This is a genomic window from Pseudomonas sp. rhizo66, assembly GCF_031931925.1.
Classification (GTDB): Bacteria; Pseudomonadota; Gammaproteobacteria; order Pseudomonadales; family Pseudomonadaceae; genus Aquipseudomonas.
In genome coordinates this window covers 163,387-187,623 of record NZ_JAUJWZ010000004.1, presented here as the reverse complement: position 1 = coordinate 187,623, position 24,237 = coordinate 163,387, and the positions used below count along the sequence as shown (strand labels likewise).

General features: G+C 57.8%; 16 protein-coding genes. 1 reads left to right on the top strand and 15 read right to left on the bottom strand.

Going from position 1 to position 24,237, the window contains the following annotated elements; genetic code table 11:
• Positions 1–129: 129 nt before the first annotated feature.
• The 11 genes from QZR14_RS06690 to QZR14_RS06640 form a co-directional block, all read right to left on the bottom strand.
• On the bottom strand, positions 130–1,419 hold the full coding sequence (locus tag QZR14_RS06690) for an adenylosuccinate synthase (RefSeq protein ID WP_008078328.1): 1,290 nt from the start codon (positions 1,417–1,419) through the stop codon (positions 130–132).
• 54 nt (positions 1,420–1,473) lie between these two features.
• Positions 1,474–2,661 (bottom strand): ATP phosphoribosyltransferase regulatory subunit, encoded by a 1,188-nt coding sequence (locus tag QZR14_RS06685; protein ID WP_311996180.1) that lies wholly within the window; start codon positions 2,659–2,661, stop codon positions 1,474–1,476.
• 313 nt (positions 2,662–2,974) lie between these two features.
• Positions 2,975–3,844 carry a protease modulator HflC gene (gene hflC / locus QZR14_RS06680; protein ID WP_016984784.1) on the bottom strand — a complete coding sequence of 290 codons (870 nt, stop codon included), beginning with the start codon at positions 3,842–3,844 and terminating at the stop codon, positions 2,975–2,977.
• Positions 3,844–5,016 (bottom strand): FtsH protease activity modulator HflK, encoded by a 1,173-nt coding sequence (hflK, locus tag QZR14_RS06675; protein ID WP_007915828.1) that lies wholly within the window; start codon positions 5,014–5,016, stop codon positions 3,844–3,846. The genes hflC and hflK overlap by 1 nt, the downstream gene beginning before the upstream one ends.
• A 96-nt stretch (positions 5,017–5,112) precedes the next feature.
• On the bottom strand, positions 5,113–6,414 hold the full coding sequence (gene hflX, locus QZR14_RS06670) for a ribosome rescue GTPase HflX (RefSeq protein ID WP_311996179.1): 1,302 nt from the start codon (positions 6,412–6,414) through the stop codon (positions 5,113–5,115).
• A gap of 12 nt (positions 6,415–6,426) precedes the next feature.
• The gene (hfq, locus tag QZR14_RS06665; RefSeq protein WP_007902656.1) at positions 6,427–6,687 is read right to left on the bottom strand and encodes an RNA chaperone Hfq; all 261 of its coding nucleotides are present in this window, start codon (positions 6,685–6,687) and stop codon (positions 6,427–6,429) included.
• 94 nt (positions 6,688–6,781) lie between these two features.
• Positions 6,782–7,753, bottom strand: coding sequence for a tRNA (adenosine(37)-N6)-dimethylallyltransferase MiaA (miaA, locus tag QZR14_RS06660; protein WP_311996178.1), 972 nt, complete (start codon positions 7,751–7,753; stop codon positions 6,782–6,784).
• Entirely contained in the window at positions 7,753–9,663 is a 1,911-nt protein-coding gene (gene mutL, locus QZR14_RS06655) for a DNA mismatch repair endonuclease MutL (protein ID WP_311996177.1), read from the bottom strand. The genes miaA and mutL overlap by 1 nt, the downstream gene beginning before the upstream one ends.
• Positions 9,660–11,039 (bottom strand): N-acetylmuramoyl-L-alanine amidase, encoded by a 1,380-nt coding sequence (locus QZR14_RS06650; protein ID WP_442967387.1) that lies wholly within the window; start codon positions 11,037–11,039, stop codon positions 9,660–9,662. The genes mutL and QZR14_RS06650 overlap by 4 nt, the downstream gene beginning before the upstream one ends.
• 51 nt (positions 11,040–11,090) lie before the next feature.
• Positions 11,091–11,561 carry a tRNA (adenosine(37)-N6)-threonylcarbamoyltransferase complex ATPase subunit type 1 TsaE gene (gene tsaE, locus QZR14_RS06645; protein WP_250602937.1) on the bottom strand — a complete coding sequence of 157 codons (471 nt, stop codon included), beginning with the start codon at positions 11,559–11,561 and terminating at the stop codon, positions 11,091–11,093.
• Positions 11,549–13,048 carry an NAD(P)H-hydrate dehydratase gene (locus tag QZR14_RS06640; RefSeq protein WP_311996175.1) on the bottom strand — a complete coding sequence of 500 codons (1,500 nt, stop codon included), beginning with the start codon at positions 13,046–13,048 and terminating at the stop codon, positions 11,549–11,551. The genes tsaE and QZR14_RS06640 overlap by 13 nt, the downstream gene beginning before the upstream one ends.
• A 63-nt stretch (positions 13,049–13,111) precedes the next feature.
• Between QZR14_RS06640 and queG the strand changes: the two genes are divergently transcribed.
• Positions 13,112–14,185, top strand: coding sequence for a tRNA epoxyqueuosine(34) reductase QueG (gene queG / locus QZR14_RS06635; protein WP_250602935.1), 1,074 nt, complete (start codon positions 13,112–13,114; stop codon positions 14,183–14,185).
• 15 nt (positions 14,186–14,200) lie between these two features.
• On the opposite strand, the gene QZR14_RS06630 is transcribed toward queG, so the two are convergent.
• The 4 genes from QZR14_RS06630 to QZR14_RS06615 form a co-directional block, all read right to left on the bottom strand.
• Positions 14,201–18,976 (bottom strand): RHS repeat domain-containing protein, encoded by a 4,776-nt coding sequence (locus QZR14_RS06630; protein WP_311996174.1) that lies wholly within the window; start codon positions 18,974–18,976, stop codon positions 14,201–14,203.
• An 80-nt stretch (positions 18,977–19,056) separates the two neighbouring features.
• On the bottom strand, positions 19,057–20,043 hold the full coding sequence (locus QZR14_RS06625; RefSeq protein ID WP_250602933.1) for a hypothetical protein: 987 nt from the start codon (positions 20,041–20,043) through the stop codon (positions 19,057–19,059).
• Positions 20,044–20,384: 341 nt separating this feature from the next.
• Complete coding sequence (locus QZR14_RS06620) at positions 20,385–22,913, bottom strand: DUF6543 domain-containing protein (protein ID WP_311996173.1); 2,529 nt, start codon at positions 22,911–22,913, stop codon at positions 20,385–20,387.
• A gap of 183 nt (positions 22,914–23,096) precedes the next feature.
• Positions 23,097–24,131, bottom strand: coding sequence for a hypothetical protein (locus QZR14_RS06615; protein ID WP_311996172.1), 1,035 nt, complete (start codon positions 24,129–24,131; stop codon positions 23,097–23,099).
• Positions 24,132–24,237 lie beyond the last annotated feature (106 nt).

The window sequence follows — 24,237 nt, the reverse complement described above, 5'->3', positions numbered from 1 at the left end:
CTACTTCTGACGCCATTAATTTGATGGCACTCTTGTAGACAGATTCACAGCAAAGGTCATGCCGTCCAACAGGCATAAACGACAAAGGCCCCGATTAAGGGGCCTTTGTGTTTTTACATCAACGACTTATCAAGCAAACGGATGACGCAGAACGATGGTTTCGTTGCGGTCCGGGCCCGTCGAAATAATGTCGATCGGCGCGCCGATCAACTCTTCAACGCGTTTGATGTAGGCACGCGCGTTAGCTGGCAGCTCTTCCAGGGTTTTGGCACCCACGGTCGATTCGGTCCAGCCCGGTACTTCTTCGTACACAGGCTGCAGGCCTACGTAGCTGTCAGCGTCAGTTGGAGCAACTGCGTTGCCTTGCGCATCTTTGTAGCCGACGCAAATGTTGATGGTTTCCAGACCGTCGAGTACATCCAGCTTGGTCAGGCAGATGCCCGAGATGCTGTTCACATCGATCGCGCGACGCAGGATAACGGCGTCGAACCAGCCGCAACGACGGGCACGGCCGGTGGTCGCACCGAACTCGTGACCTTGCTTGGCCAGGTGCGCACCGACGTCGTCAAACAGCTCAGTCGGGAATGGACCCGAACCGACGCGGGTGGTGTAAGCCTTGGTGATGCCCAGGATGTAATCCAGGAACATCGGGCCAACACCGGAACCGGTCGCCACGCCACCGGCGGTGGTGTTGGAGCTGGTCACGTACGGGTAGGTACCGTGGTCGATGTCGAGCAACGAACCCTGGGCGCCTTCGAACATGATGTCTTTGCCGGCGCGACGCAGGTCGTGCAGCTCGGCAGTGACGTCGAGCATCAGCGGCTTGAGCAGCTCAGCGTATTCCTTGCACTCAGCCAGGGTCTTTTCAAACTCGATGGCCGGCTCTTTGTAGTAACCGACCAACATGAAGTTGTGGTAATCCACCAGTTCACGCAGCTTGTCTTCGAAGCGTGGCATGTTGAGCAGGTCGCCAACACGCAGGCCACGACGGGCAACCTTGTCTTCGTACGCCGGGCCGATGCCGCGACCGGTGGTACCGATCTTCAGTTCGCCACGAGCCTTTTCACGGGCCTGGTCCAGCGCCACGTGGAAGGACAGGATCAGCGGGCAGGACGGGCTGATACGCAGACGCTCGCGGACCGGTACGCCTTTCTCTTCCAGCTTGGTGATCTCGCGCAGCAGGGCGTCAGGTGCAACCACCACGCCGTTGCCGATCAGGCACTGCACGCCTTCGCGCAGCACGCCCGACGGGATCAGGTGCAGGACGGTTTTTTCGCCGTCGATCACCAGTGTGTGGCCAGCGTTGTGGCCACCTTGGTAGCGCACTACGGCTGCAGCATGTTCGGTCAGCAGATCAACGATCTTGCCTTTGCCCTCATCACCCCATTGGGTGCCCAGGACTACGACATTCTTACCCATAACACTTGTCCTCATTCGCGCAAACTTGGTGCCGGCGATGGCCGGCAGGAAAACTCAAGAAGCCAGTGGCGATACTTGCCAAAGCCCGTTCTGCTGAATCAATTGCCGGTCGCAGTCCGCATCACGGGCGGCGGCCAAAGGTTGCCCAGGCAAGGCCTGAACGACACGCTGACCCTCACTGCGCAACTGGCAAACCTGCTGCCAGAGTGCCGCATCCGTACTGTCAGGCATCCAGATACCGCCAGACGGTAGCTCGATCTCAGCACGCCCCAGGGTCACCAGGGTTTTCAAATCGGTGGAGAAGCCTGTCGCCGGACGGGCGCGACCGAAGTCGGCACCGATGTCATCATAGCGACCACCCTGAGCGATGGACTGACCAACACCCGGCACGAACACCGCGAACACCACACCGGTGTGGTAGTGGTAACCACGCAGTTCGCCCAGATCGAAGTACAGCGGCAGATCAGGGAAACGTGCCGCCAGACGCTCGGCGATCGCCAGCAAATCTTCCAGTGCCGCCAGCACCGGCGCCGGCGCATTGGCCAGGCGCTCGCGGGCAGCGCTCAGCACTTCACGGCCGCCACACAGGTCGACCAGCGCCCGCAGCATGCCCGACAAGTCGGCCGGCAAGCCCTCGGTCAAGGCAATGACTTCGTCGATGGCCTTGCGTTGCAACGCATCGAACAACTGCTGCTCGACTTCGCCGGAAAGACCGGCGGCGCGCGCCAGACCACGATAGATGCCGACATGACCGAGGTCCATGTGCACGTCCGGCACATCGGCCAGTTGCAGCATGGCCAGCATCAGGCTGATGACTTCGACGTCGCTGCTCGGGCTGGCGTCGCCGTACAGCTCGGCGCCCAGCTGGATCGGGCTGCGCGAGGACGACAATGCACGCGGCTGGGCGTGCAGGACGCTGCCGGCATAGCACAGACGGCTCGGGCCTTCGCGACGCAGGGTGTGCGCATCGATGCGCGCCACCTGCGGCGTGATGTCGGCGCGGAAACCCATCTGCCGGCCCGATTGCGGGTCGATGACCTTGAAGGTACGCAGATCCAGGTCCTGGCCCGCGCCGGTCAGCAGGGATTCCAGGTACTCGATATGGGGAGTCACGACAAACTCGTAACCCCAGCTCTGGAACAGATCCAACACCTGACGACGCGCGACTTCAATGCGCGCCGCTTCCGGTGGCAGTACTTCTTCGATGCCATCTGGCAGCAGCCAGCGGTCTACCGTTGCCATTACGCCATTCCCCTTTGATCCGGGCGGCCAGCCTGCGGGCGAGCCTTGAGTGAAGCAGAAAATGACCGATCCGTTCAAAACGCACGCGCATGAACGACGCGGCGAAAGGCCTGTTACCGGCTTCGCCCATCACTTTCCTCGAAATACTCTCGGGCCATTCAACCCGATGCCTGCAACAAAAAACAGCAATCAAACGTGCAGACGCAAAAAAGCCGGGAATTTCCCGGCTGCCGCATCATACACACGTTTTCCCAAAGGATCACCCCGCCCGAGGTTTTAGCCGCCGGGCGGAATGATTCAGGTCAACGGCGTATCAAGGCTTGGCCTTTTCCAGGTAGTGGAAAAAGTCGCTGCTTGGGTCGAGGACCAATACGTCGGATTTGTTCGCGAAGCTTTCACGGTAGGCGCGCAGGCTACGGTAGAAACTGTAGAACTCCTGATCCTGACCGTAGGCCTTGGAGTAGATCGCAGCGGCCTGGGCATCACCGTCACCGCGAACCTCTTCGGATTCACGATAGGCTTCAGCCAGCAGCACGCGGCGTTGACGATCAGCATCGGCACGGATGCCTTCTGCCAGCTCGTTACCCTTGGCGCGGTGCTCGCGAGCCTCACGCTCACGCTCGGTGCTCATACGTTCGAACACACTGCGGTTTACTTCTTTCGGCAGGTCGATGGCCTTGACCCGAACATCGACGACTTCGATACCCAGCTCTTTTTCCGCCATCTTGTTCAGCGAGGCAGTGATGTCAGCCATCAGTGCGTCACGCTCACCCGACACCACTTCGTGCAGGGTGCGCTTACCGAACTGGTCACGCAGACCGGATTCCAGACGACGGGACAGACGCTCGTCGGCGATTTGCTTGAGGCCGGAAGTCGCGGTGTAGAAGCGCTCGGCATCTTTCACGCGCCACTTGGCGTAAGCATCGACCATCACGGCTTTCTTTTCCAGGGTCAGGAAACGCTGTGTCGGTGCATCCAGCGTCATCAGACGTGCGTCGAATTTACGCACCTGGTTAACGTAAGGCACCTTCACATGCAGACCTGGCTGAACATCGGCCTGAACCACGCGACCGAATTGCAGCAGCACCGCACGCTCGGTCTGAGCGACGATGTAGAAGCAGTTCCAGCCCACCAGTACCACAACGACGCCAACGATCAGGGCGATCAGCGATTTATTGCTCATCAGCGGGTCTCCCTTGTGCGCGACTGCGGCAGGTCAGTGACATGCGGCGTGACGTCCGTGTTGTTGCTGGCGGCAGCCGAACCGGTAACCGGCGCATTGCTGCCCGAACTGTTTTGAATCATTTTGTCCAACGGCAGGTAAAGCAGGTTGCTCTGGCCGTTCTTGTTGCCGGTCACGAGTACCTTGCTGGTGTTGCTGAAGACTTCCTGCATGGTGTCCAGGTACAGACGCTGGCGGGTCACTTCAGGTGCCTTGCGATACTCGGCGACCAGTTTGGTAAAGCGATCGGCCTCACCCTTGGCGCGCGAGACCGTTTCGTCACGATAACCGTTGGCATCTTCGAGGATGCGCTGAGCCTGACCACGGGCTTCCGGCACGACGCCGTTGGCGTAGGTTTCAGCCTGGTTGCGCGAACGCTGCTCGTCTTCACGGGCGCGGATCACATCATCGAAGGCTTCCTGCACTTCACGCGGTGCCGCTGCGCTCTGTACGTTGACCTGAGTGACGGTGATACCGGTGCGATAGGTATCGAGGAAGCGTTGCAGACGCTCCTTGATTTCGCTGGCCATCAATTCACGACCTTCAGTCAGCACCTGATCCATGGCGGTGGAACCCACCACGTGGCGCAGGGCGCTGTCGGTCGCATGCTGCAGGCTGATTTCCGGCTGATCGACGTTCAGCACGAAGTCCTGCAGGTTGCTGATCTTGTACTGCACGGTCAGCGGCACTTCGACGATGTTCTCGTCTTCGGTCAGCATCTGGCCTTGCTTGGTGTAGGCACGCTCACGCGTGACGTTTTCCATGTACTTTTTATCGATCGGCGGGAAGTAGATGTTCAGGCCCGGGCCGACAGTCTCGTAGTACTTGCCGAAGCGCAGCACCACTGCCTGCTCCTGCTCGTCGACCACGTAGACCGCGCTGTACAGCCAGACAGCCGCCAGCACGACGAGGCCGATGCCGAGCAGACCGCCGAAGCCGCCACTGCTCTTGCCCGACCCACCGCCATCGTCACCACGTTTCTTACCACCACCGAACAACCCGTTCAGGCTTTCCTGCAGCTTTCGGAAGGCCTCGTCGAGATCCGGTGGCCCCTTGCGGTCGCCGTTATTGCGGCGTTTGCCACCCCAAGGATCCTGGTTATTCGAGTTGCCACCCGGCTCATTCCAAGCCATAGCGCTCTCCATCTGATAAAGCAAAGACGCACCCACGGCGCGCCGACCAATGCTACAGAATGCCTGCCGTTGCGGCACAACCGCTTTTTCAGGCTTTTATTGCAAAGTGTGTTGCTCGATGAATTCCATCGGCTGCAATCCTTCGCGGCTTACCAGTCGATTCAGCTCGACACGGGGCAAACGAACGGCCAGCAGACTGATGCCTTCTTCGTCGTGCTCTTCTTTCTGCACCGCACCGAGTTCGAAAAACTGCGCACGCAGTCGGGCGAATCGTTGCGGCAAGCGCAAGGTGCCGATGAACAAATCACTGCCGAGTAATTCGGCGATGGCTTGTTCAAGCAATTCCAGACCACTGCCATCACGTGCCGAAAGCCAGACCCGCTGAGGCTTGCCGTTTTCGTCGCGCTGGATTTGTGGCTCAACGCCTTCAAGCAAATCGAGTTTGTTATAGACCTCGAGTATCGGCAAGTCCTGGGCACCAATCTCGCCCAGCACCACCATCACCTGCTCGATCTGCAACATGCGATCCGGTTCAGCCGCATCGATCACGTGCAACAACAAGTCAGAGTTGGCCGACTCTTCGAGGGTAGACCGAAATGCCTCGACCAGCTTGTGCGGCAAGTGACGAATGAAGCCCACCGTATCCGCCAGGACAATCGGCCCCAGGTCGTCCAGATCCAGACGACGCAGGGTCGGGTCCAGCGTGGCGAACAACTGGTCAGCCGCATACACGTCGGACTTCGTCACGTTGTTGAAGAGTGTGGATTTACCGGCGTTGGTGTATCCCACCAGAGAAACGGTGGGGATATCCGCACGGGAGCGGCCACGTCGCGATTGCTCGCGCTGGCTGCGCACCTTCTCCAGACGGCCCTTGATCTGACGCAGGCGAACCCGCAGCAAACGGCGGTCGGTTTCGAGCTGGGTCTCACCCGGGCCACGCATGCCGATGCCGCCACCTTGACGCTCAAGGTGAGTCCAGCCGCGAACCAGGCGGGTGCTCATGTGGTCAAGCTGGGCCAGTTCGACCTGGAGCTTGCCTTCATGGGTGCGGGCGCGTTGGGCGAAAATATCGAGAATCAAACCGGTACGGTCGATCACGCGACACTCGAAAACACGTTCGAGGTTACGTTCCTGACTGGGCGTGAGGATGTGATTGAAAATCACCAGATCGGCTTCTTCAGATTTGACCAGGTCGCGTAATTCCTCGACCTTGCCGCTGCCAATCAGGTATTTGGCGGTTGGCCGATGACGCGGCACGTTAAAAAACGCAACGGTCTCGGCGCCGGCCGAATTAGCCAATTCCTGAAACTCCTGCGGATCTTCGCGCGCCTCAGGGTCCTGTCCATCCAAGTGAACGAGGATCACTCGTTCACCACCACCGTGGCGCTCAAAGAACAAAGGAGACTCCTATCAGGCGTTACCTGGCTCAGCGTCACCTGCTTCGGATTCGGTTGCGCTAGGCAGACGAATTGGACGAACCGGCACTACTGTCGAGATAGCGTGTTTGTAAACCATTTGGCTCACGGTGTTTTTCAGCAGGATGACGAACTGGTCGAACGACTCGATCGTGCCTTGCAGTTTGATACCGTTGACCAGATAGATGGAAACCCCAACTTTCTCTTTACGTAAAGTATTCAGGTAAGGGTCTTGTAGCGAATGCCCTTTTGACATGTGCCGCACTCCTTTAAGGATTCAATAATAAAAATAGGTAATTCAGATGGCTTTGGCCGCCACACCCCCAAGGATAGACGGCAATTGCAAGGACTCAGCTCAATATGGAGATGGTCCCAAGGTATTTCAAGGCGCGTGGCAGATTGTCGCAATCAAGACTGTCCAGCCAGTGTAGATCTTCCCAGCTGCGCAACCAGGTGAACTGGCGTTTGGCCAATTGGCGCGTGGCAATGATGCCGCGCTCCTGCATTTCGGCCAACGTCAGCTTGCCATCCAGGTAGTCCCAGACTTGGCGGTAGCCTACCGCACGTATAGACGGCAACCCTGAATGCAGGTCACTTCTTTTACGCAGGGCTACGACCTCGTCGATGAACCCCTGTTCCAACATATTTGTGAATCTTTGTTTAATGCGCTCGTGCAATACCTGACGATTTGCCGGGGCAATGGCCAAGTTCGCGACAGTATAGGGCAATTGTTGCCGTCCCGAAGCGGCTGCTTCAGTACTTTGCGCAGATTGTTGCTGACGCAGCTCGGTCATGCTCTGACCGCTGACCCGATAAACTTCCAGCGCGCGACTCAGGCGCTGCGGGTCGTTGGGGTGAATCCGCGCCGCAGACACCGGGTCAATGATCGACAATTGGTCGTGCAGCGCTTGCCAGCCAAGGCGTGCAGCCTCTTCTTCGATCTGCGCGCGGACCTCGGGATCGGCGGCCGGCATGTCTGCCAGGCCTTCGACCAAAGCCTTGTAATAGAGCATCGTACCGCCCACCAGCAGCGGAATTTTTCCGCGCGCGGTGATCTCGGCCATGGCTTGCAGGGCATCGCGACGGAAATCCGCAGCGGAATAGGCTTCAGCCGGATCGAGGATATCGATCAATTGGTGCGGATATTCGGCCAGCAACTCCTTCGAAGGCTTGGCGGTGCCGATGTCCATGCCGCGATAGACCAGCGCCGAATCGACACTGATCAACTCGCACGGCAGCACCTTGGTCAGCTCGATGGCCAGATCGGTCTTGCCCGCAGCGGTCGGGCCCATCAGGAAAATCGCTGGAGGAAGCTGGCTCATCAACGACCGCGCAGGAACAGTTTGTCCAGATCGTCCAGGCCCAGTTGGGTCCAGGTCGGTCGGCCATGGTTGCATTGACCGCTGCGCTCGGTGTTTTCCATGTCGCGCAGCAGGCCGTTCATTTCCGGCAGGGCCAAACGCCGGTTGGCGCGGATCGCGCCGTGACAGGCCATGGTGCCAAGCAATTCGTTGAGGTGCGCCTGAATCCGGTCGCTGGTGCCGTACTCCATCAGGTCCGACAGGACATCGCCGACCAGACGGTTGGCTTCGGCCTGCTTCAACAAGGCCGGGATCTGGCGGATCGCCAGGGTTTCCGGGCCCAGACGCTGCAGTTCGAAGCCCAGACGCTGGAACCATGCGGCGTGCTCTTCAGCACAGTCGGCCTCACGCTGGCTGACCGCCAGCGATTCCGGCACCAGCAACGGCTGACCACTGAGGCCTTCGCTGGCCATGGCGATTTTCAGGCGTTCATACATGATCCGCTCGTGGGCGGCATGCATGTCCACCAGCACCAGACCTTGCGCGTTCTCGGACAGAATGTAGATACCCTTGAGCTGCGCCAGCGCGTAACCGAGCGGCGGAATGTCTTCCTGTCCGGCCGGCAATGCGTTGGCATTGGCTTCCGGCAGTGGTGCGAAAAACTCTCGGTACGCGGCTTGCGCCTCGGCAGCCGGCGGCACCGCCGACTGCAGGCGCGGCGTGTATTGATACTGGTAAGCCCCGCCGGCACTGGCACCGGACGACGTATTAAATGCCGGTTGCGCCTGCGGTTGCTCCAGCAGCGCATTGGCTGCCAGACGCATTTCACCCTGCGGGCCGAACTCACCGGCGTCGAGGCCGGTTGGCCGGACGACGGCAGTGGTCACGGAACCCGCTAGCTGGTCTTCAGGACGCACATCGCCCAACGCGCGGTGCAACGTGCCATAAAGGAAGTCATGCACCATGCGCCCGTCACGGAAGCGCACTTCGTGTTTGGTCGGGTGCACGTTGACGTCGACCGCCGCCGGATCGACTTCGAAAAACAGCGCAAAGGTCGGGTGACGGCCGTTGAACAGCACGTCGCGATAGGCCTGACGTACCGCGTGGGCCACCAGTTTGTCGCGCACCGCCCGGCCATTCACAAAGAAATATTGCAGATCCGCCTGACTGCGGTTGAAGGTCGGCAAACCGACCCAGCCCCACAGGTGCAAACCGTTGCGTTCGATCTCGATCGGCAACGCTTGCTCGAGGAAGCCGGAACCACAGATCGCCGCCACACGCCGGGCGCGAGCCGCATCATCGTGGGCTTCGTGCAGGCTGAGAATGGTCTTGCCGTTATGCCGCAGATGGAAAGCCACGTCGAAACGCGCCAACGCCAGACGCTTGATCACCTCTTGCAGGTGATCGAATTCGGTTTTTTCGGTCTTGAGGAATTTGCGTCGCGCCGGCGTGTTAAAGAACAGGTCGCGAACTTCCACCGAAGTGCCGACCGGATGCGCCGCCGGCTGCACCCGAGGCGCCATGTCGCGGCCTTCGGTTTCCACCTGCCAGGCCTGGTCGGCGTCACGGGTGCGCGAGGTCAGCGTCAGGCGCGCCACGGAGCTGATCGACGCCAGCGCCTCACCCCGGAAACCGAGACTCATCACCTGCTCAAGGTCTTCGAGGTTGCGAATTTTGCTGGTGGCGTGACGGGCCAGGGCCAGCGGCAGGTCATCGGCGGAAATCCCGCTGCCATCGTCGCGCACACGCAGCAGCTTGACGCCGCCTTGCTCGACGTCGACATCAATCCGCTTGGCTCCGGAATCCAGGCTGTTTTCCAACAGTTCCTTGATCACCGAGGCCGGGCGTTCGACCACCTCACCGGCGGCGATCTGGTTCGCCAGCCGTGGGCTGAGCAGTTCGATGCGGGCCGCGTTCAGAACCTGATTCATTCTTTGGACGCCAGTTCGGTGCCAGGAATGGTCAAGTGCTGGCCGACTTTCAGCTCATCGCTTTTCAGGTTGTTGGCGGCGCGCAGCGTGGCCGGCGACACCTGATAGCGCACGCCGATCATCGCCAGCGTTTCACCCGGGCCGACGCGATGATCGCGCGGGCCTTGGGCGATCTTGCCGGAATCACGCAGCCAGGCGATGTAGGTGCCCGGTGGCGGGTTCTGCTGGAAGAACTGGCGCACGCCGCTGCTGATCGAACGCGCCAGCGCTTGCTGGTGGCTCGATGCCGAGAGCTTGTTCGCTTCGTTGGCGTTGGAGATAAACCCGGTTTCGACCAGGATCGACGGGATGTCCGGCGATTTCAACACCATGAACCCGGCTTGTTCCACGCGCTGTTTGTGCAGCGGCGTGACGCGGCCGATGTTGGTCAGGACTTTCTGCCCGACGTTGAGGCTGGAGGTCAGCGAGGCGGTCATCGACAGGTCGAGCAATACGCCGGCGAGCATGCGGTCCTTGTCGTCGAGGCTGACGTTGCCGGCACCACCGATCAAGTCGGATCGGTTTTCGCTGTCGGCCAGCCAACGGGCGGTCTCCGACGTCGCGCCGCGATCAGACAGGGCAAACACCGATGCGCCGAAGGCTGCGGCAGACGGCGCAGCGTCGGCGTGAATCGACACAAACAGGTCTGCACCCTTCTTGCGGGCGATTTCGGTACGGCCGCGCAGCGGGATGAAGTAGTCGCCGGTACGGGTCAGCTCGGCGCGGAAGCCTTTCATGCCGTTGACCTGACGCTGCAGTTCGCGGGCAATCTGCAGGACCACATCTTTCTCACGCTGGCCACGCGAGCCGGACGCACCCGGGTCTTCGCCGCCGTGGCCGGCGTCGATCACTACAATAATGTCGCGCTTGCCGGCCGGGGCTGGCGGCAACTTGATCGCAGGTTCGGTCGGGGTGACCGGCACCGCTGGCACAGTCGCCACCTGCGGCGTCGGCGCGGGCGGCGGTGCAGCGTCGGCCGGGTTATCGAACAGGTCGACCACCAGACGGTTGCCGTACTGCGCATTCGGCGCCAGCGAGAAGCTTTTCGGGGTGACGGCTTTCTTCAGGTCGATGACCACCCGCAGATCAGTCGGCGTACGCTGGGCCGAGCGCATCGCGGTGATTGGTGTGTTTGCGGTCTGCACGTTCAGTGGCGCACCGAGGGTGGCGCCGTTGATGTCGATCACGAGGCGATCCGGCGCGGTCAGGGTAAACACACTGTGCTGCACCGGGCCGCTCAGGTCGAAAACCAGTCGCGTGTTGTCCGGCGCCCGCCACAGGCGCACGCTGTTGACCTTTGAATCGGCCACAGCGTTGACGGTTACTGCCATCAACATCAGTCCAGCGGCAGCCACCAACGCGCGAAAGCGCATACCTAACCCCATCATTTAATTGGATTCCAACGCCAAAGCGGCACACCAGGCCTCGCCACGCGAGCCCTGGGATAAAATTTTCAGCGAACGCCCGCTGTCTTGCGGGCTAATGGTAATGGTCAGGTCAGGCTTTGGCAAAAAGCCTGCACCTTTATCGGGCCATTCGATCAGACACATCGCGTCGTCTTCGAAGTAGTCGCGGATACCGAGAAACTCCAGCTCTTCCGGATCGACCAGGCGATACAGGTCGAAGTGGAAGGCGCGGATATCACCCATCTCGTACGGCTCGACCAAAGTGAAGGTCGGACTTTTCACCGCCCCGACATGGCCCAGCCCGCGAATGATGCCCCGCGACAGGGTGGTTTTGCCCATGCCCAGGTTGCCTTCGAGAAAAATCAGGCCATGGCCCTGGGTCACGCGGGCGATCCGTGCGCCAAAGTCGCTCATGGCCTGTTCATCGGCCAGGTACAGGGTTACTTCAGACACGGTACTTGCTCCTCCAACAACTGACGAATGGCTGGAATCAGATCACTGGCCGCCAGCCCACGGCCGAATTTTCCTTGTTGCTGACCGGCATTGGCATGCAGCCAGACCGCCAGACACGCCGCATCAAAACCGGCCATGCCTTGCGCCAGCAGCGCACCGGTCAAACCGGCCAGTACGTCGCCGAGTCCTGCAGTGGCCATGGCCGGATGACCTTGGTGACAGAGCGCCAAACGTCCATCAGGATGCGCAATCAGGCTGCCCGCACCTTTCAACACAACCACTGCTGTATATTTTTTGCTCAGCGCCAGCGCCGCCGCCGGACGATCCGCCTGCACTTCGGCGGTGCTGATGCCCAGCAAACGCGCCGCTTCGCCCGGATGCGGGGTGATCACGCAATCCTTGGGCAACTCAACGAAACCGCTGGCCAGCAGGTTCAGTGCGTCAGCGTCCCACACTTGCGGCAAAGCCGCGTTGGCGGCCGCCGACAGCAACGCTCGGCCCCAACTGGCCTGGCCAAGGCCAGGACCGACGACCAGCGTCGAAACCTTTTCCAGCAAACCCATCAGTTGATTGGCCGATGAGGTGCCGAGCACCATGGCTTCCGGCACACGGCTCAGCGCCGCTGGCACATGTTCTGGCCGGGTCGCCAGCGACACCATGCCCGCGCCGCTGCGCAGGGCCGTTTCGGTGCTGAGCAGAATCGCCCCGCCAAAACCGTGATCGCCACCGATCAGCAGCACGTGACCGAAACGGCCCTTGTGCGACGACGGCGCACGTGGTGCCAATCGAGGAAGATTAGCGGCATTGAGTCGCTGGGCGCGGACAGGTATGTCACGGTAAGTTTCCGCTGCAGCCTGCAAATCGTTGAACACCAGCGCGCCGACATGATCCGCCGCGTCACCGGTGAAAAGCCCAAGCTTCAGGCCAATAAAAGTCACCGTGAGATCGGCACAGACCGCGACACCCAGCGCGCGCCCGGTGTCAGCGCACAACCCGGAAGGGATATCGACCGCCGCAACCGGCAGGCCACTGGCGTTGATCGCATTGATCGCGCTGGTATAAGGCTCACGCACTTCGCCGTTCAGGCCAGTGCCGAGCAAGGCATCGAGGATCACACCACGCAACTCGCAGTGAGTGCTCCACCCCTGAATCGCCACACCGTGCGCCACGGCCTCGGCATGGGCCGACGCCGCATCGCCCTGCAATTGCCGGGGATCACCGACCGCCAACACCCGCACTTGCCACCCGGCCCGGTGCGCCATGGCCGCGACCAGATAACCGTCACCGGCATTGTTACCACGCCCGGCCAGCACCGTCAGTGCAGTCGCCGACGGCCATTGCCGCACCAACGCGCGCCACGTCGCATGGGCGGCGCGGTGCATCAATTCGAAGCCCGGCGTGCCGGCGGCGATCAGCCGTGCATCGAGTTCACGCACCTGCGCGGCGCCATACAGCGCGTCGGGTAATTCATCTTTCGTGTGCGGCATGCGTCTTCAGGCTCCGATGTCTGGCAGAATTATACGCACCTCAGCTCCGGTTTCTCTCGCCTCATGTCCGCCATCACCACAGACCTGCCCGCCCTCGCCCAATCGATCAAGGATTGGGGCCGCGAGCTGGGCTTCCAGCAAGTCGGCATCAGCGGTCTCGATCTGGCCGAGCATGAGCAGCATCTGGCGCGCTGGCTCGAGGCCGGTTACCACGGCGAAATGGACTACATGGGCGCCCATGGCAGCAAACGCTCACACCCCGAAGAACTGGTGCCGGGCACATTGCGCGTGGTGTCGCTGCGCATGGACTACCTGCCCGGCGACACGCAAATGGCGCAAATGCTGGCGCAACCGGAAAAAGCCTACGTGTCGCGTTATGCCTTGGGCCGCGATTACCACAAATTGATCCGTAAACGTGTGCAGCAATTGGCCGACAAGATTCAATCCGAGATCGGCCCGTTCGGTTTTCGTGCATTTGTCGACAGTGCCCCGGTCCTGGAAAAAGCCATCGCCGAACAGGCCGGGCTGGGCTGGATCGGCAAAAACACTCTGGTACTGAATCGCAAGGCCGGCAGCTATTTCTTCTTGAGCGAACTGTTCGTCGATCTGCCATTGCCGGTGGATGAGCCACACAGCACCGAGCATTGCGGCCGTTGCACTGCGTGTCTCGATATCTGCCCGACCAATGCCTTCGTCGGTCCCTACGTGCTGGACGCTCGACGCTGTATTTCCTACCTGACCATCGAATTGAAAAGTGCCATACCCGAAGACCTGCGACCGTTGATCGGCAATCGCGTATTCGGCTGCGACGACTGCCAGATCGTCTGCCCGTGGAACCGTTTCGCCAAGCCCTCCGGCGAAAGCGATTTCAAGCCACGGCACAACCTCGACAATGCCGAACTGGCCGAGCTGTTTTTGTGGGATGAAGAGAAATTTTTGAGCAGCACCGAAGGTTCGCCGTTGCGGCGTGCGGGGTATGAGCGCTGGTTGAGGAATCTGGCGGTAGGGCTGGGCAATGCGCCTTCAACGATTCCGGTGCTGGAAGCGTTGAAGGCGCGACGGGATTATCCGTCAGACCTGGTCAGAGAGCATGTGGAGTGGGCACTGGAACAGCACTCCAGACTTTCAAACCCATAAAGGGCAACAAAGTACTCAGGCCGATGGCAGGCGCGTTGTGTCAATGCTTTTAGCCGTTTTCATCATGGTGTTGGTCTGCCCGTCGGACAAATGGCCGCCCGCCTGCAAGACTTTGCAAACTCGCTGTTTACTGTCCTCCAGGAGGTAAATTCGCTCGCCACGTCCTTTGGTCTTCGCAAAAAACACATGCGTTACTTTTCTTCCAGCGCCGACGGGGCCGAACTCCTCGTACAGCATCTCGGACTCCGCAGCAGCCTGGCTGGCGGACTTATTGCTTTCCACGAGTTCGTAGAAACCTTTAGCCCTCTGCTCATTAATCTCAGACACGAAGTTGTCTTTTTTGGCCCTGTGCAATTGCCAAGGTTCGTCCGCCACTTTCTCCACCGGCGCGTTGGCTTTTTTGGCCGCAGCCTTGGCGCCTTTGCCACCCTTCTTCAAAAATTGCCCCGCTTTGCCTGCGCCCCTGCCACTGAGCCCTTGGCTAAAGGCTGAAGCCATCTTCCTGCCCGCATTCACAGCAGCTTTTGCACCCGCTGCCATACCTGCACCCAGCGAAGCCAGCCCAAGACCAAAACTGATCCAACCCAATATCTCGCCCGCTTGAGAACCCGGTGCCAGCTCATTGACCACCTCGCTGGCAATACCCGCCAGGCCTGAAGCAACCGCCAGTCCCAACGCCGTCGCTGCCCAAGGTGTCGCCGCGCCCATCGTCAGCACACTGGCAACAATCCCGAGAATACCGAGCCCGATGCCCAGGATCGATTGCCAGGAGATATGCCCGGTTGGGTCGACACGATTGACTGGGTCGCCCAGGCAATAACTGTAGGCATTCAATCCACCCGCGCCGAACGGACTCATGCTGTCGGGGGCGAGAAAACGCATGAGTGTCGGACTATAGGCCCTGTAACCGTTACCCAGCAGATACAACCCGGTCACCGGATCCAGCTGCTCGCCGTTGAACCCGGCGAGGCTGAACAAGCCACCTTCGGCAGGGCGATGCCCGTAAGGGCTGTAGGTGCAATCAGTGAGCTGTTCCTTGCCCAGCGTTGTCAGCACGCTGTGTTGCTGATCGGTGCCAAATAGCTGCGCGCCGGCGTTCAAACCGAGTTGCTGTTGCCCCACAAGCGCTCCTCCGTGACGCACAACACTGGAGGAGTTTTCACCACTGACCTCATTGGCGACCCGGCCTGCGTGGTAGTAACGCTGCGCAATTACCTTATCCGGTTGCGACAGTTCAACCAGATCGTCGAAACCGTCGTAATGGTAGCCACGAATGACTGATCCCCCGGCACTGGACAATTGCTCAAGCCGTCCGAACGCGTCATAGGCTAGGGTTCGCGCCTGGTCGTCCTTGATCATTCTGCCGTTGGCGTCGTATTCCAGAGTCACTGCCGGCGGATAGTCGGCATGGGAATGTTCGACTGCGCTGAGTTGTACAGGATCGGGATTGTCATAACTGAAGGTGGTCAGATTCACCCCCAGCGGGAACTTCGTTTGCACGGTCAGGATGTTATCCAGCACATCGAAGGTGAACGTCTGCCGGACAATTTCCTTGCCATACGGATCGCGGGGCTTTTGGGTGCCGGCACAGTCGTACTGGATCAGTCGCCCGCGCACATCGTAGGTAAATTGCTCATCGCGCAATAGTTGCGTGCCACGCCTGGACACTTTCTGCGCCAGTTTGCCAGCAAGCGTATAAGTCGATTCCAGCGTCTGGTCAGGCTGCCCCTGAATCTCGAAAGTACGGCGGGTTTCACGACCGACATCGTCATAGGCAAACCGCGTGATCATCTGCCGCTTGATCGACGTGTCTTCGGTTTTCGTCCAGCCCAGCATCCCCGTCTGGGTGTCGTAGTGAAATTCGGTTGTCAACGAACCCCGCAAGGTGGATAGCAGGCGGCCGTGCTTGTCGTATTCGGATCGGCTTTCGGCTCCGAGTACATCGACATGAGTGATCGGTCGCCCCTGCAGGGACCAGGTACTGGACGTTGCTTTCGTGATCGCGCCGAAGATCGTCGTCTCGGATTTAAGGCGTCCGGAAGGGTAATAGGTAAAGCTGCGTTCCCTGCCGTCTTCGGTACAGGTCAAGGGATTGCCACTGACCTTGTCATAAGTCAGGGTGGTGACCAACTCCCCGGCCTTGCGCTCCGTCAGCACACCGCCCAGATCGCGCAAATATGTGAATTCGGTTTTTTTGCCATCGGCACTCTTGTACCACTGAGGCTGAGTGAAGCCGCCTTCATAACCCGCCTCGGACTTTCGTCCGCCGACGGTACTTTGTATTAAACGACTCAAGCCGTCATAAGTTTGCTGCCCCAACACCTTGTCATCGACCTTAATACCGATCGGTAGCCCGTCATCGCTATGCTCGGCGTAGTCGGTCACGACTGCACTGGCGTCAGGCAGGACAGTGCGAACTATCCGGTCAAAAACGTCGTATTCATATCGAGTGGTATTACCGACAGGATCTGTCTGGCTGGTTGTGCGCCCGAACCCGTCATAGCTGTAAACGGTTTTGCCCAGACTTTTGTTCTTCAGATTGAAGCTTTCCACACTCAGCGGTTTACCGAAGTCATTGACGAGGGTGAGTGTCTTGCCCATACCCTGGAACCAATGGGTTTGCTGGTGAAGAACCGGATTCGCCTCGCTGTGTTCGATACGCCCGTCGGCATGCAGCGTCTTGCTGACCTGGCCCCAGGAATCGAATTCGTAGCGGGTACTGACCGGATAAGGCTTGCCGTCACGCCAATCGGTCAGCGTCACTTTCACCGTGTGACCGACCGGATCATGCAGGGCAGAATAAATCGTGCGAGCCTGAATAAGCCCGTCCTTGTCGGGATGGTCGCAGTCCTTTTCCTGAACGGTGATCACCCGCTCCAGGCCGTCATAATTCACACGTTGCTCACCACCGACGGGATCCGTGGTCACCATGGTCGCCGGTTGCTGTTTACTGGCGGCCAGATAGGCGAACCGGGTAGCGGCCGCATAAGGGCTCCCGGAAGCAACCGTTTTGCGCACTGCCCGGCCGATGGCGTCGTATTCATGTTCGACGTGCTCGCCATCGACACCGACCTCTGACATCAGTAATCCGGTCAGCGTCGAAAGCACTTTCTCACTGGTCTGTAGCGCGCCGTCGAATCCACATGTGCTGGACTTGACCCGCAACCTGTCACCCTCGCGTTCATAGGAAAACCCGGTAGAGGTTTTTTTCTCATTGAGGGTGATACTTTGCTGTTTCGTGGCACCGTGCTTGAGTGGGTCCTTGGGCGTATCCAGATAGCTGCGTTCGGTTTTCGAGCGTAAGACTTCAACATCTGCCACAACTTCGTAAAAACGTTCCGCAACCGGCAACACGAATGCCAGCTCCGCCCCCTCCAGTGCAGTATGCAGCGCATAGTCGTAGTACGTGACAGTCGAAGCCCCACCCGACGCGGCAGCGGTAACCGTTCTCTTTTTCGGGAACCTGGAGAAACCCAGCGGATCCTCTGGGCAATTATCTCCACCACCTACCGGATAAAATTCCGTCGAAGTCGTCACCCCACTTGGCTCAATGTGTTTGAGCAAGTTGCCTTCGCCATCGAATTCGGTGACGGTGGTTTCCACACGCTGCTGTTGGGTGCGTCGATCGAGGTGAGTCACCGTATGGACTTTCGGCATGCGGAACTGAGCCACCTGCTCATTGAAAGGCTTGGTGACGGAGCAGTGATACTCGGTGGCGGTGGCGATCTGGGCGTCACCGCAGGTTGTAACCTCAGCCACCAACAGATGGAACTTGTTGTAGGTGCGTTTAATGCGCGTATGCACTTTGCTGCCCAGTAACAACTGCTCGTCCGAGGTGTAGACATAGTGGCCGGGCGCCAGATAGAGCGGGTCCAGGTCATTATCCTTGGCAGGGAGGAGGCCCTGCCCAAGGAAGTTATGGTCGGAGTACGTGTATGTCCTGCAGAGTCTGGGTTGGCCGCGTCCTGGGTAGATATCGTGCGCGATAACAAACGGCAGTGTCTGTTCCGCGCCATTTACGAAGCTATGACCTTGCCGCTTGTAGCGAATGATTTCTACGCCGCGTAGTGGATTGACGACTCGGTGCAAATAGCTGCCCTCGTCGATGACTTCATATTCCAGCTCCCAACCTTTACCGACCGGAAGCTCGATTGCCGTTACCCGAGCGTTTTTCAAGATCAACTTGTAGTCGGAACTGGAAGAGGTATCGGGATACCGGGTCAACGTTACCTGACCTGCATTGCGGGTGATTTTCAGCAGGCATTGTTTGGCGTCACGAACTTCGGCCAACCTGGGGAACTGGTTGAACAACTCGTGCTTCAACGCGATGCTTACACCGTTCGCCGCGATTATTTTTTCCGCTACGGCGACCTGAGTGCCAGCCAGGACCTTGAGTTGTTCACGCCGACCATCCTTGTATCGAACTTCATAGCGCCCTGCTCCGGTCACCAGCACCTTTGCCGTTTGCAGTTTCATTTCCTTGAACTTCAAACCGGTGGACGTTTCCACAGCCTTGTAACGCTCACCGTTGGACAGCGTCATGACTTTGCTGCGCAAGTCGTAATGGGTCAGGGTCAAAGACCAGCCAATGCCAAAACCGGAGTCCACCTGGTTGAGCGGATTGAAACCCATTGAAAGTGCAAGCTCAGGACCATTGAGATCCGCCGAGTGCAACTTTCCTAACGAAAACGAGCACGTATACATGCCGGTGCGGGGATCAACACCTCCGGAGACAAACTCACCGAAGTTGAAAGCATTTGAATGAACAGCGGCAGATAAATTACTTTCCATTGAAAAACGTCCTTTTATTTCAAGATCCAGATACTGACTCGTCAACTTGGCCAGCAAACATCGCTGACCACATTATGAAATCAGACAAGCTGTTTCATGGGTCGCCTGGACCCACCCAGAATAAAAGTGCGCTCTTCTTTATTACCTTCGATACACAGCCTGTGTTCCGAGCCAAACTCATCGATCACTGCAAACTCGAATGAACCCTCGCTCTCCCGCCCCACTTGCAGGTCAGCGGAAATATATTGAACAAGCGTCAGTTGCCCAGGCACATTGTTGATCGGCACGTTCATGATACCGAGGGGACTGCGGAAGGTTGCTTTCAGGCCGTAGATGGGTGCCATGTAACCGTAAAAGTTTCTGCGCCCGTCGCGAGTACCAGGAATGTTTCCGGAGGCATAGACTTGCACCGCATCTTCGGAATCATAAGGATCAAGTTTCACCTCACTGCTGTACCAGTCAAGCAGGTGAATCTGCCTGCCGTCCGCGTGCAGCCCAATGTGATGACTTTGAACCCAGTCATATTGTGCTTTCTGCTGTTTGCTACCATATTCATTGAATGTAAAGCTATTCAGCGAATATTCTTTCGGCGGAATTGCCTCCAGCGTAACACTGCTGTCAAAGCCGATCCCGTTACTTCGCAACAACACGCCATCCACGAGAATTTCGGCGGCCACTTCCATGATTCCGGGCCTGGTGGCCGAAACCCAAAACTGGAAAATCTGCACGGGATCAGAGTCGTCACTTATCCGATTGTGCGTGGCACGTGGTACTTCGGTAATCCGCGGTGCACCACCCGACATTTCGTGTGCATAACGATTTTCCTGCAGCGATACATTCCAGTCGCCTTCCAGAGGGCGCGCGCCGTTATAGGCGATCAACCGCAGGGACTGCAACGCAGGATGCCCATACAGGGATGCGCCGTCGCCATTGTTATCGATCCCGTGCAGAAGGACCAACACCCGCACCTGCATGCGCCCATTGGCATACAGCACTTTATGCTGGCCTGACCTTGTGGAGTCGAGTTTTACCTCGATACGGGAAATACCAATTTGATCATCAAACATTTATCAATACCTTGCTGAGTAATAGACTTCGCCCTCTAAGGACTCAGCAAACTATTGACGATCGATTTAAATAAAAACAGCCGCGACATTCGACAAATTATTAGAAAGTAATATTTCAACATCACCCTCAACAACCCTCACAAATGCTAATACTTTCAAAAATCGCAGACCACCTTATGCAAGCTTCAACCACGCTCTTCCCGCCCCTTTGATTTCAGCACTCAACAATCAGGCTCCCCTTATGACTTCAACTACTCAGAATCAAAAAGGGGAGCCAACAGGCAGTTTATTCTTGTCAGGCCATGTTAGAAAAACACAGAAGTCGTTACTTCCACCAATATTCAGTCACTGTCTGAACCTGTTGAGAATCCGCTTTCCGAGGACTCGCTATCGGAGTCAGAGTCGAAAACCACATCCTCCGTCTGGATTTCCACCTTCCGATCCATACTGGCGTTCTCAAGATACTGACTGATCCGTTGTCTTGACGCGTCACTCAGCGGATTATTCAATAAACCAACGAACAGATCCTGTGTATCCGGAATCTCGAACAACTCATATCCCACGTCGGAGATATTATTATCATGCAATGCCACAACCCCCAGTTTCCTCAGCGAATCTATGCCTGAAGGAACGCTGGAAAGATGTGCATTGCTCAGCATCAATCCGGTTAAACCTGGCATGTAGCCTACATGCGGCGCAACTGTCAGAGGATTGTTTGCCAGATTCAACCGGGTCAGCGTTTCGATTCTGGACAATCCTTCAGCTGTGACCTCGGATAGTTTTAGCGAGCACCTGTCCAGCGTAAGCTCGCTTAACTGGCGCATTTGAAATATTCCTGACGGGAATTCCTCCATTTTTATACCGACGACACCCAAATATTGAATATTCGGAAAGCTGTCAAGAAACGCACCTATCCGTGCACCCGGTTCATTTGCGGTCAACATCAACTCTGTCACATATTCAAATCGGGTGGACAACGTGGGTAACTCACCCGAAAAATCAACATAGTGAGAGAAATGATAGGCCCCCTCCCCCCACTTCGAAACCGACTTGCGTTGCCAGATATCTTGCAACTTTGCGCTGAACTGTTCGCGAGCCTGGCGTCGTTCGGCGGCTGTCGGCGCGCCTTCTGGCTCCGACGTCCGCGAATGAGGTGACGCCTCTTCGGCACTCCAGATCGCCAACTCATCACGCAACGTCGCAAACTCTGTTTCCAGGCGAGACAAAACGCCTGATGGATCACTCTTCAAACGCTCGTTGATAACCGTCGTCACTTCCTCATCCGAAAGTAGCGGATAAAGATCACGGACACGGTCCACGACGGACTTTGTCGATACTGGATGGCTGTCACCACCACCTCGCAACTGCCCCGCTTGCCGATATTGCGCGTCGGCAGGATCGGCGCTAAGCGGAAGCGCCGCGAGTTCCAGCAGTTCGCTTACGGCCTGGTACGACGGTAACGGCTGTGTCCGGATCAACTGTTGCAGCGCCGCACCACCTCCCTCTGTCACACCGAGCACCTGACGATGATCGGGCAACAACAGAGACCAGACGGTTGAATACAGATCCTTCGATTCCTGAGGTGATGGGGCATCGCTGCTGTGGATGACATAGCCATCATCCTGACGAATCAATAGGTGACGAATCGGCGACCGCGCGTTGCCGATAGCGCCCAGAACATCCCCGTCGGCCACGCCCTGCCGAACCTCGATACGAACTTTTTGCGGCCACCCCGCCAGGCGCCCGAACATCTGCAACGCCAGTCGGTCACTGTCCGGGCTGGATACCGAATCCAGATATATGCCTTCACTGGCTCTGGCAAGACGAACATCACGTAGCGCCAGCAGCGCTTCTTCTGTCAGGTGCCGTGGCATTCCCGGTTGGTTATGCATATGCAAACGGTCGCCGGCGCTTGCATCGCGCCAGAGCGCCTGCGCCATCGTTTTGGGCAATAAAGGAAAAATCCGCCGCATTTGCAGCGTGATTTCATCACAGTCAACTTCGAACGCCCGCTCCTGCTCCTGAAAGAGCAAGGCACGGTCGCGCTCGACCCCGCGGCCGATGAGATCGCCTTCGCTTGCCGGCAGCAAAGCCCGCAGTTGTGGGTCAGCCTGGGCGCGCACCAGCGGATCGGCATGTTGCATGTGCGTGATGAACAACTGGATTTTGCGATCGAGGCTGAAGCGCCTGAGTGTGTCTTTCAGCAAAGCCAGGGGCCGAACATGAATGTCGGAATCGCGCGCCAGCATTTCGCTTATGCCACTTACCGCAAGAATGCGTTTAATCGTGACTGGGTGGAAATCGTCAATTGAATGACCCATGCGAAGAAACAGTTCCGCCGTTCGCCTGCGCATCGAATAAAGGATTTCAGAGCGATTGCGCAAATCCGTGTTTTCCAGCGCGCGCCAGAACCGGCCCTCGCTGTCGGGCTGCAACAATGGGCCGGATGAATGCAGCTCTCTGGCCTGCGTAGCGCGAAACAGACCACTCTCGGCGTCCGGAACCACTTGCACGATATGCTCGTCGTCTACGGCAACATACTGACGTTGCTTCAAAACCCGGATGCCCCGCGCATCGGCCTCGCCCAAGCCTTTGGGTGTGGGTATCCAGTAATCTGCCAGTGAGGACTGCGCCGCATGCAGCGCGAACTCATCGATCGAAGATTTCGGGATCGCGCTCACCTTGATCGCTGGCACTCCTGCGATCGAATCAGGCTTGTAGGAAGGCTGCAACGGCTCCAGGCGATGGGGTGTGAACTGATGCAGCATTGCAGGAGAAGCGAACGGTAGCCGGCGAGAGCCATCCACGTTGACATCAGGGGTTTTGGTTGGGGCGGGAACAGGTTTGACCTTTGGCGGTTTGCCAGTCATGAATACTCATCCTTGAGGTGAGGATGCGCTGGCCCCCATAACTTCAGGGCCAGCGCCGGACATCAGTAAAAGCACTTTAGGTGCGACTACCGGACAATTGAACATCACAGCTTATCGGTAGGCGTAACGTCAAAAGCATATACATGTACTACCTCCACGACATTGCATCAGTGGAGTTCAGTCTCAGCCTCGTTCCAGATATAAATTACGCTCATAAAAATTGGTGCGAATTGCCAGTTTATGCTCCGTACCGTGCTGATCAATGGCACGGAAGTGCAGCACGTTGCCGACTTTGTATTTTCCTGCATCTTTCGAGTATTCGGACAGAACTTGAACGACGGTCAGGTAACCGTCGCGATCATTGACGGTTACGCTATAACGCTTTTCTTCCCGTGTTATCGCGTCAGCGGTAAAAGTGTACAGATTCTGATTTCCGGCAAACGGCAAGTACGCTGTGATCTCAGACCGTTCGCGGCGAACAAGCGCAGCCTCCATATAATTTGTTTTTGATTCATTAAGTTTGTTGCCGCCCGCAAAGACGTGATCCTCGCCTGGTTCTATTCCATCCACAATCCAGTCGACCAGCCTGATCTGCTGCCCCTGCGGAAACAGGCCCAGATAATAGTTCCAGATACGATTGCCGGGTTGTTCATTGCCGCGCCGCGTCTGAAACCAGTCGAACAGTCCAATCGAATAGGTTTCAGGTGTTTGTGCTTCGAGCGTTACGCTGCTGTCATGAACACTGGAAAGCGTGGTTCCGTTACTGACAATCCGTACCCCGTTCAGAGACAAGCGTGCACCGATACGTGTGGTACCAGCGCTCGATGAAGATACCCAGAACGTGCGAACCTGAGACTGCACGCTGTCATTTTCCACATCGGCTTCGTCACCTTCTCCGACGGAAATTGGCGCTTGAGCCTCAAGGGTAAAACGCCCTTGTTCGGTGCTCGCGACCCAACCGTCGCGCAACGTCTTGCCAGTGCTGTAATGAATGAGTTCGATGCTGTCCATTACATCCGCAGGTACATAAATGGCATTACCGTCGGCATCTACCCCGGAAACCAGAACTTGTACTTTCACCTGCATTCGACCATTACCGAACAGCGACCTGCTGCGAGTAACATCGTTGGCATCAAACTTGACGCTCATTTGGGCGAGGCCTGTGAGAATCGGCGCGATGGTTTGTTGGTCGTGTGCAGCATCCATGCTTTCGCTCATGATCTATTCCTTTGAAGAGTTATACTTAAATATTGACATCGAAAAGATGCCAACAAAAAATTACAGACCTTTCAAATAAACAGCAAAGCGAAAAATGTAAGAAACA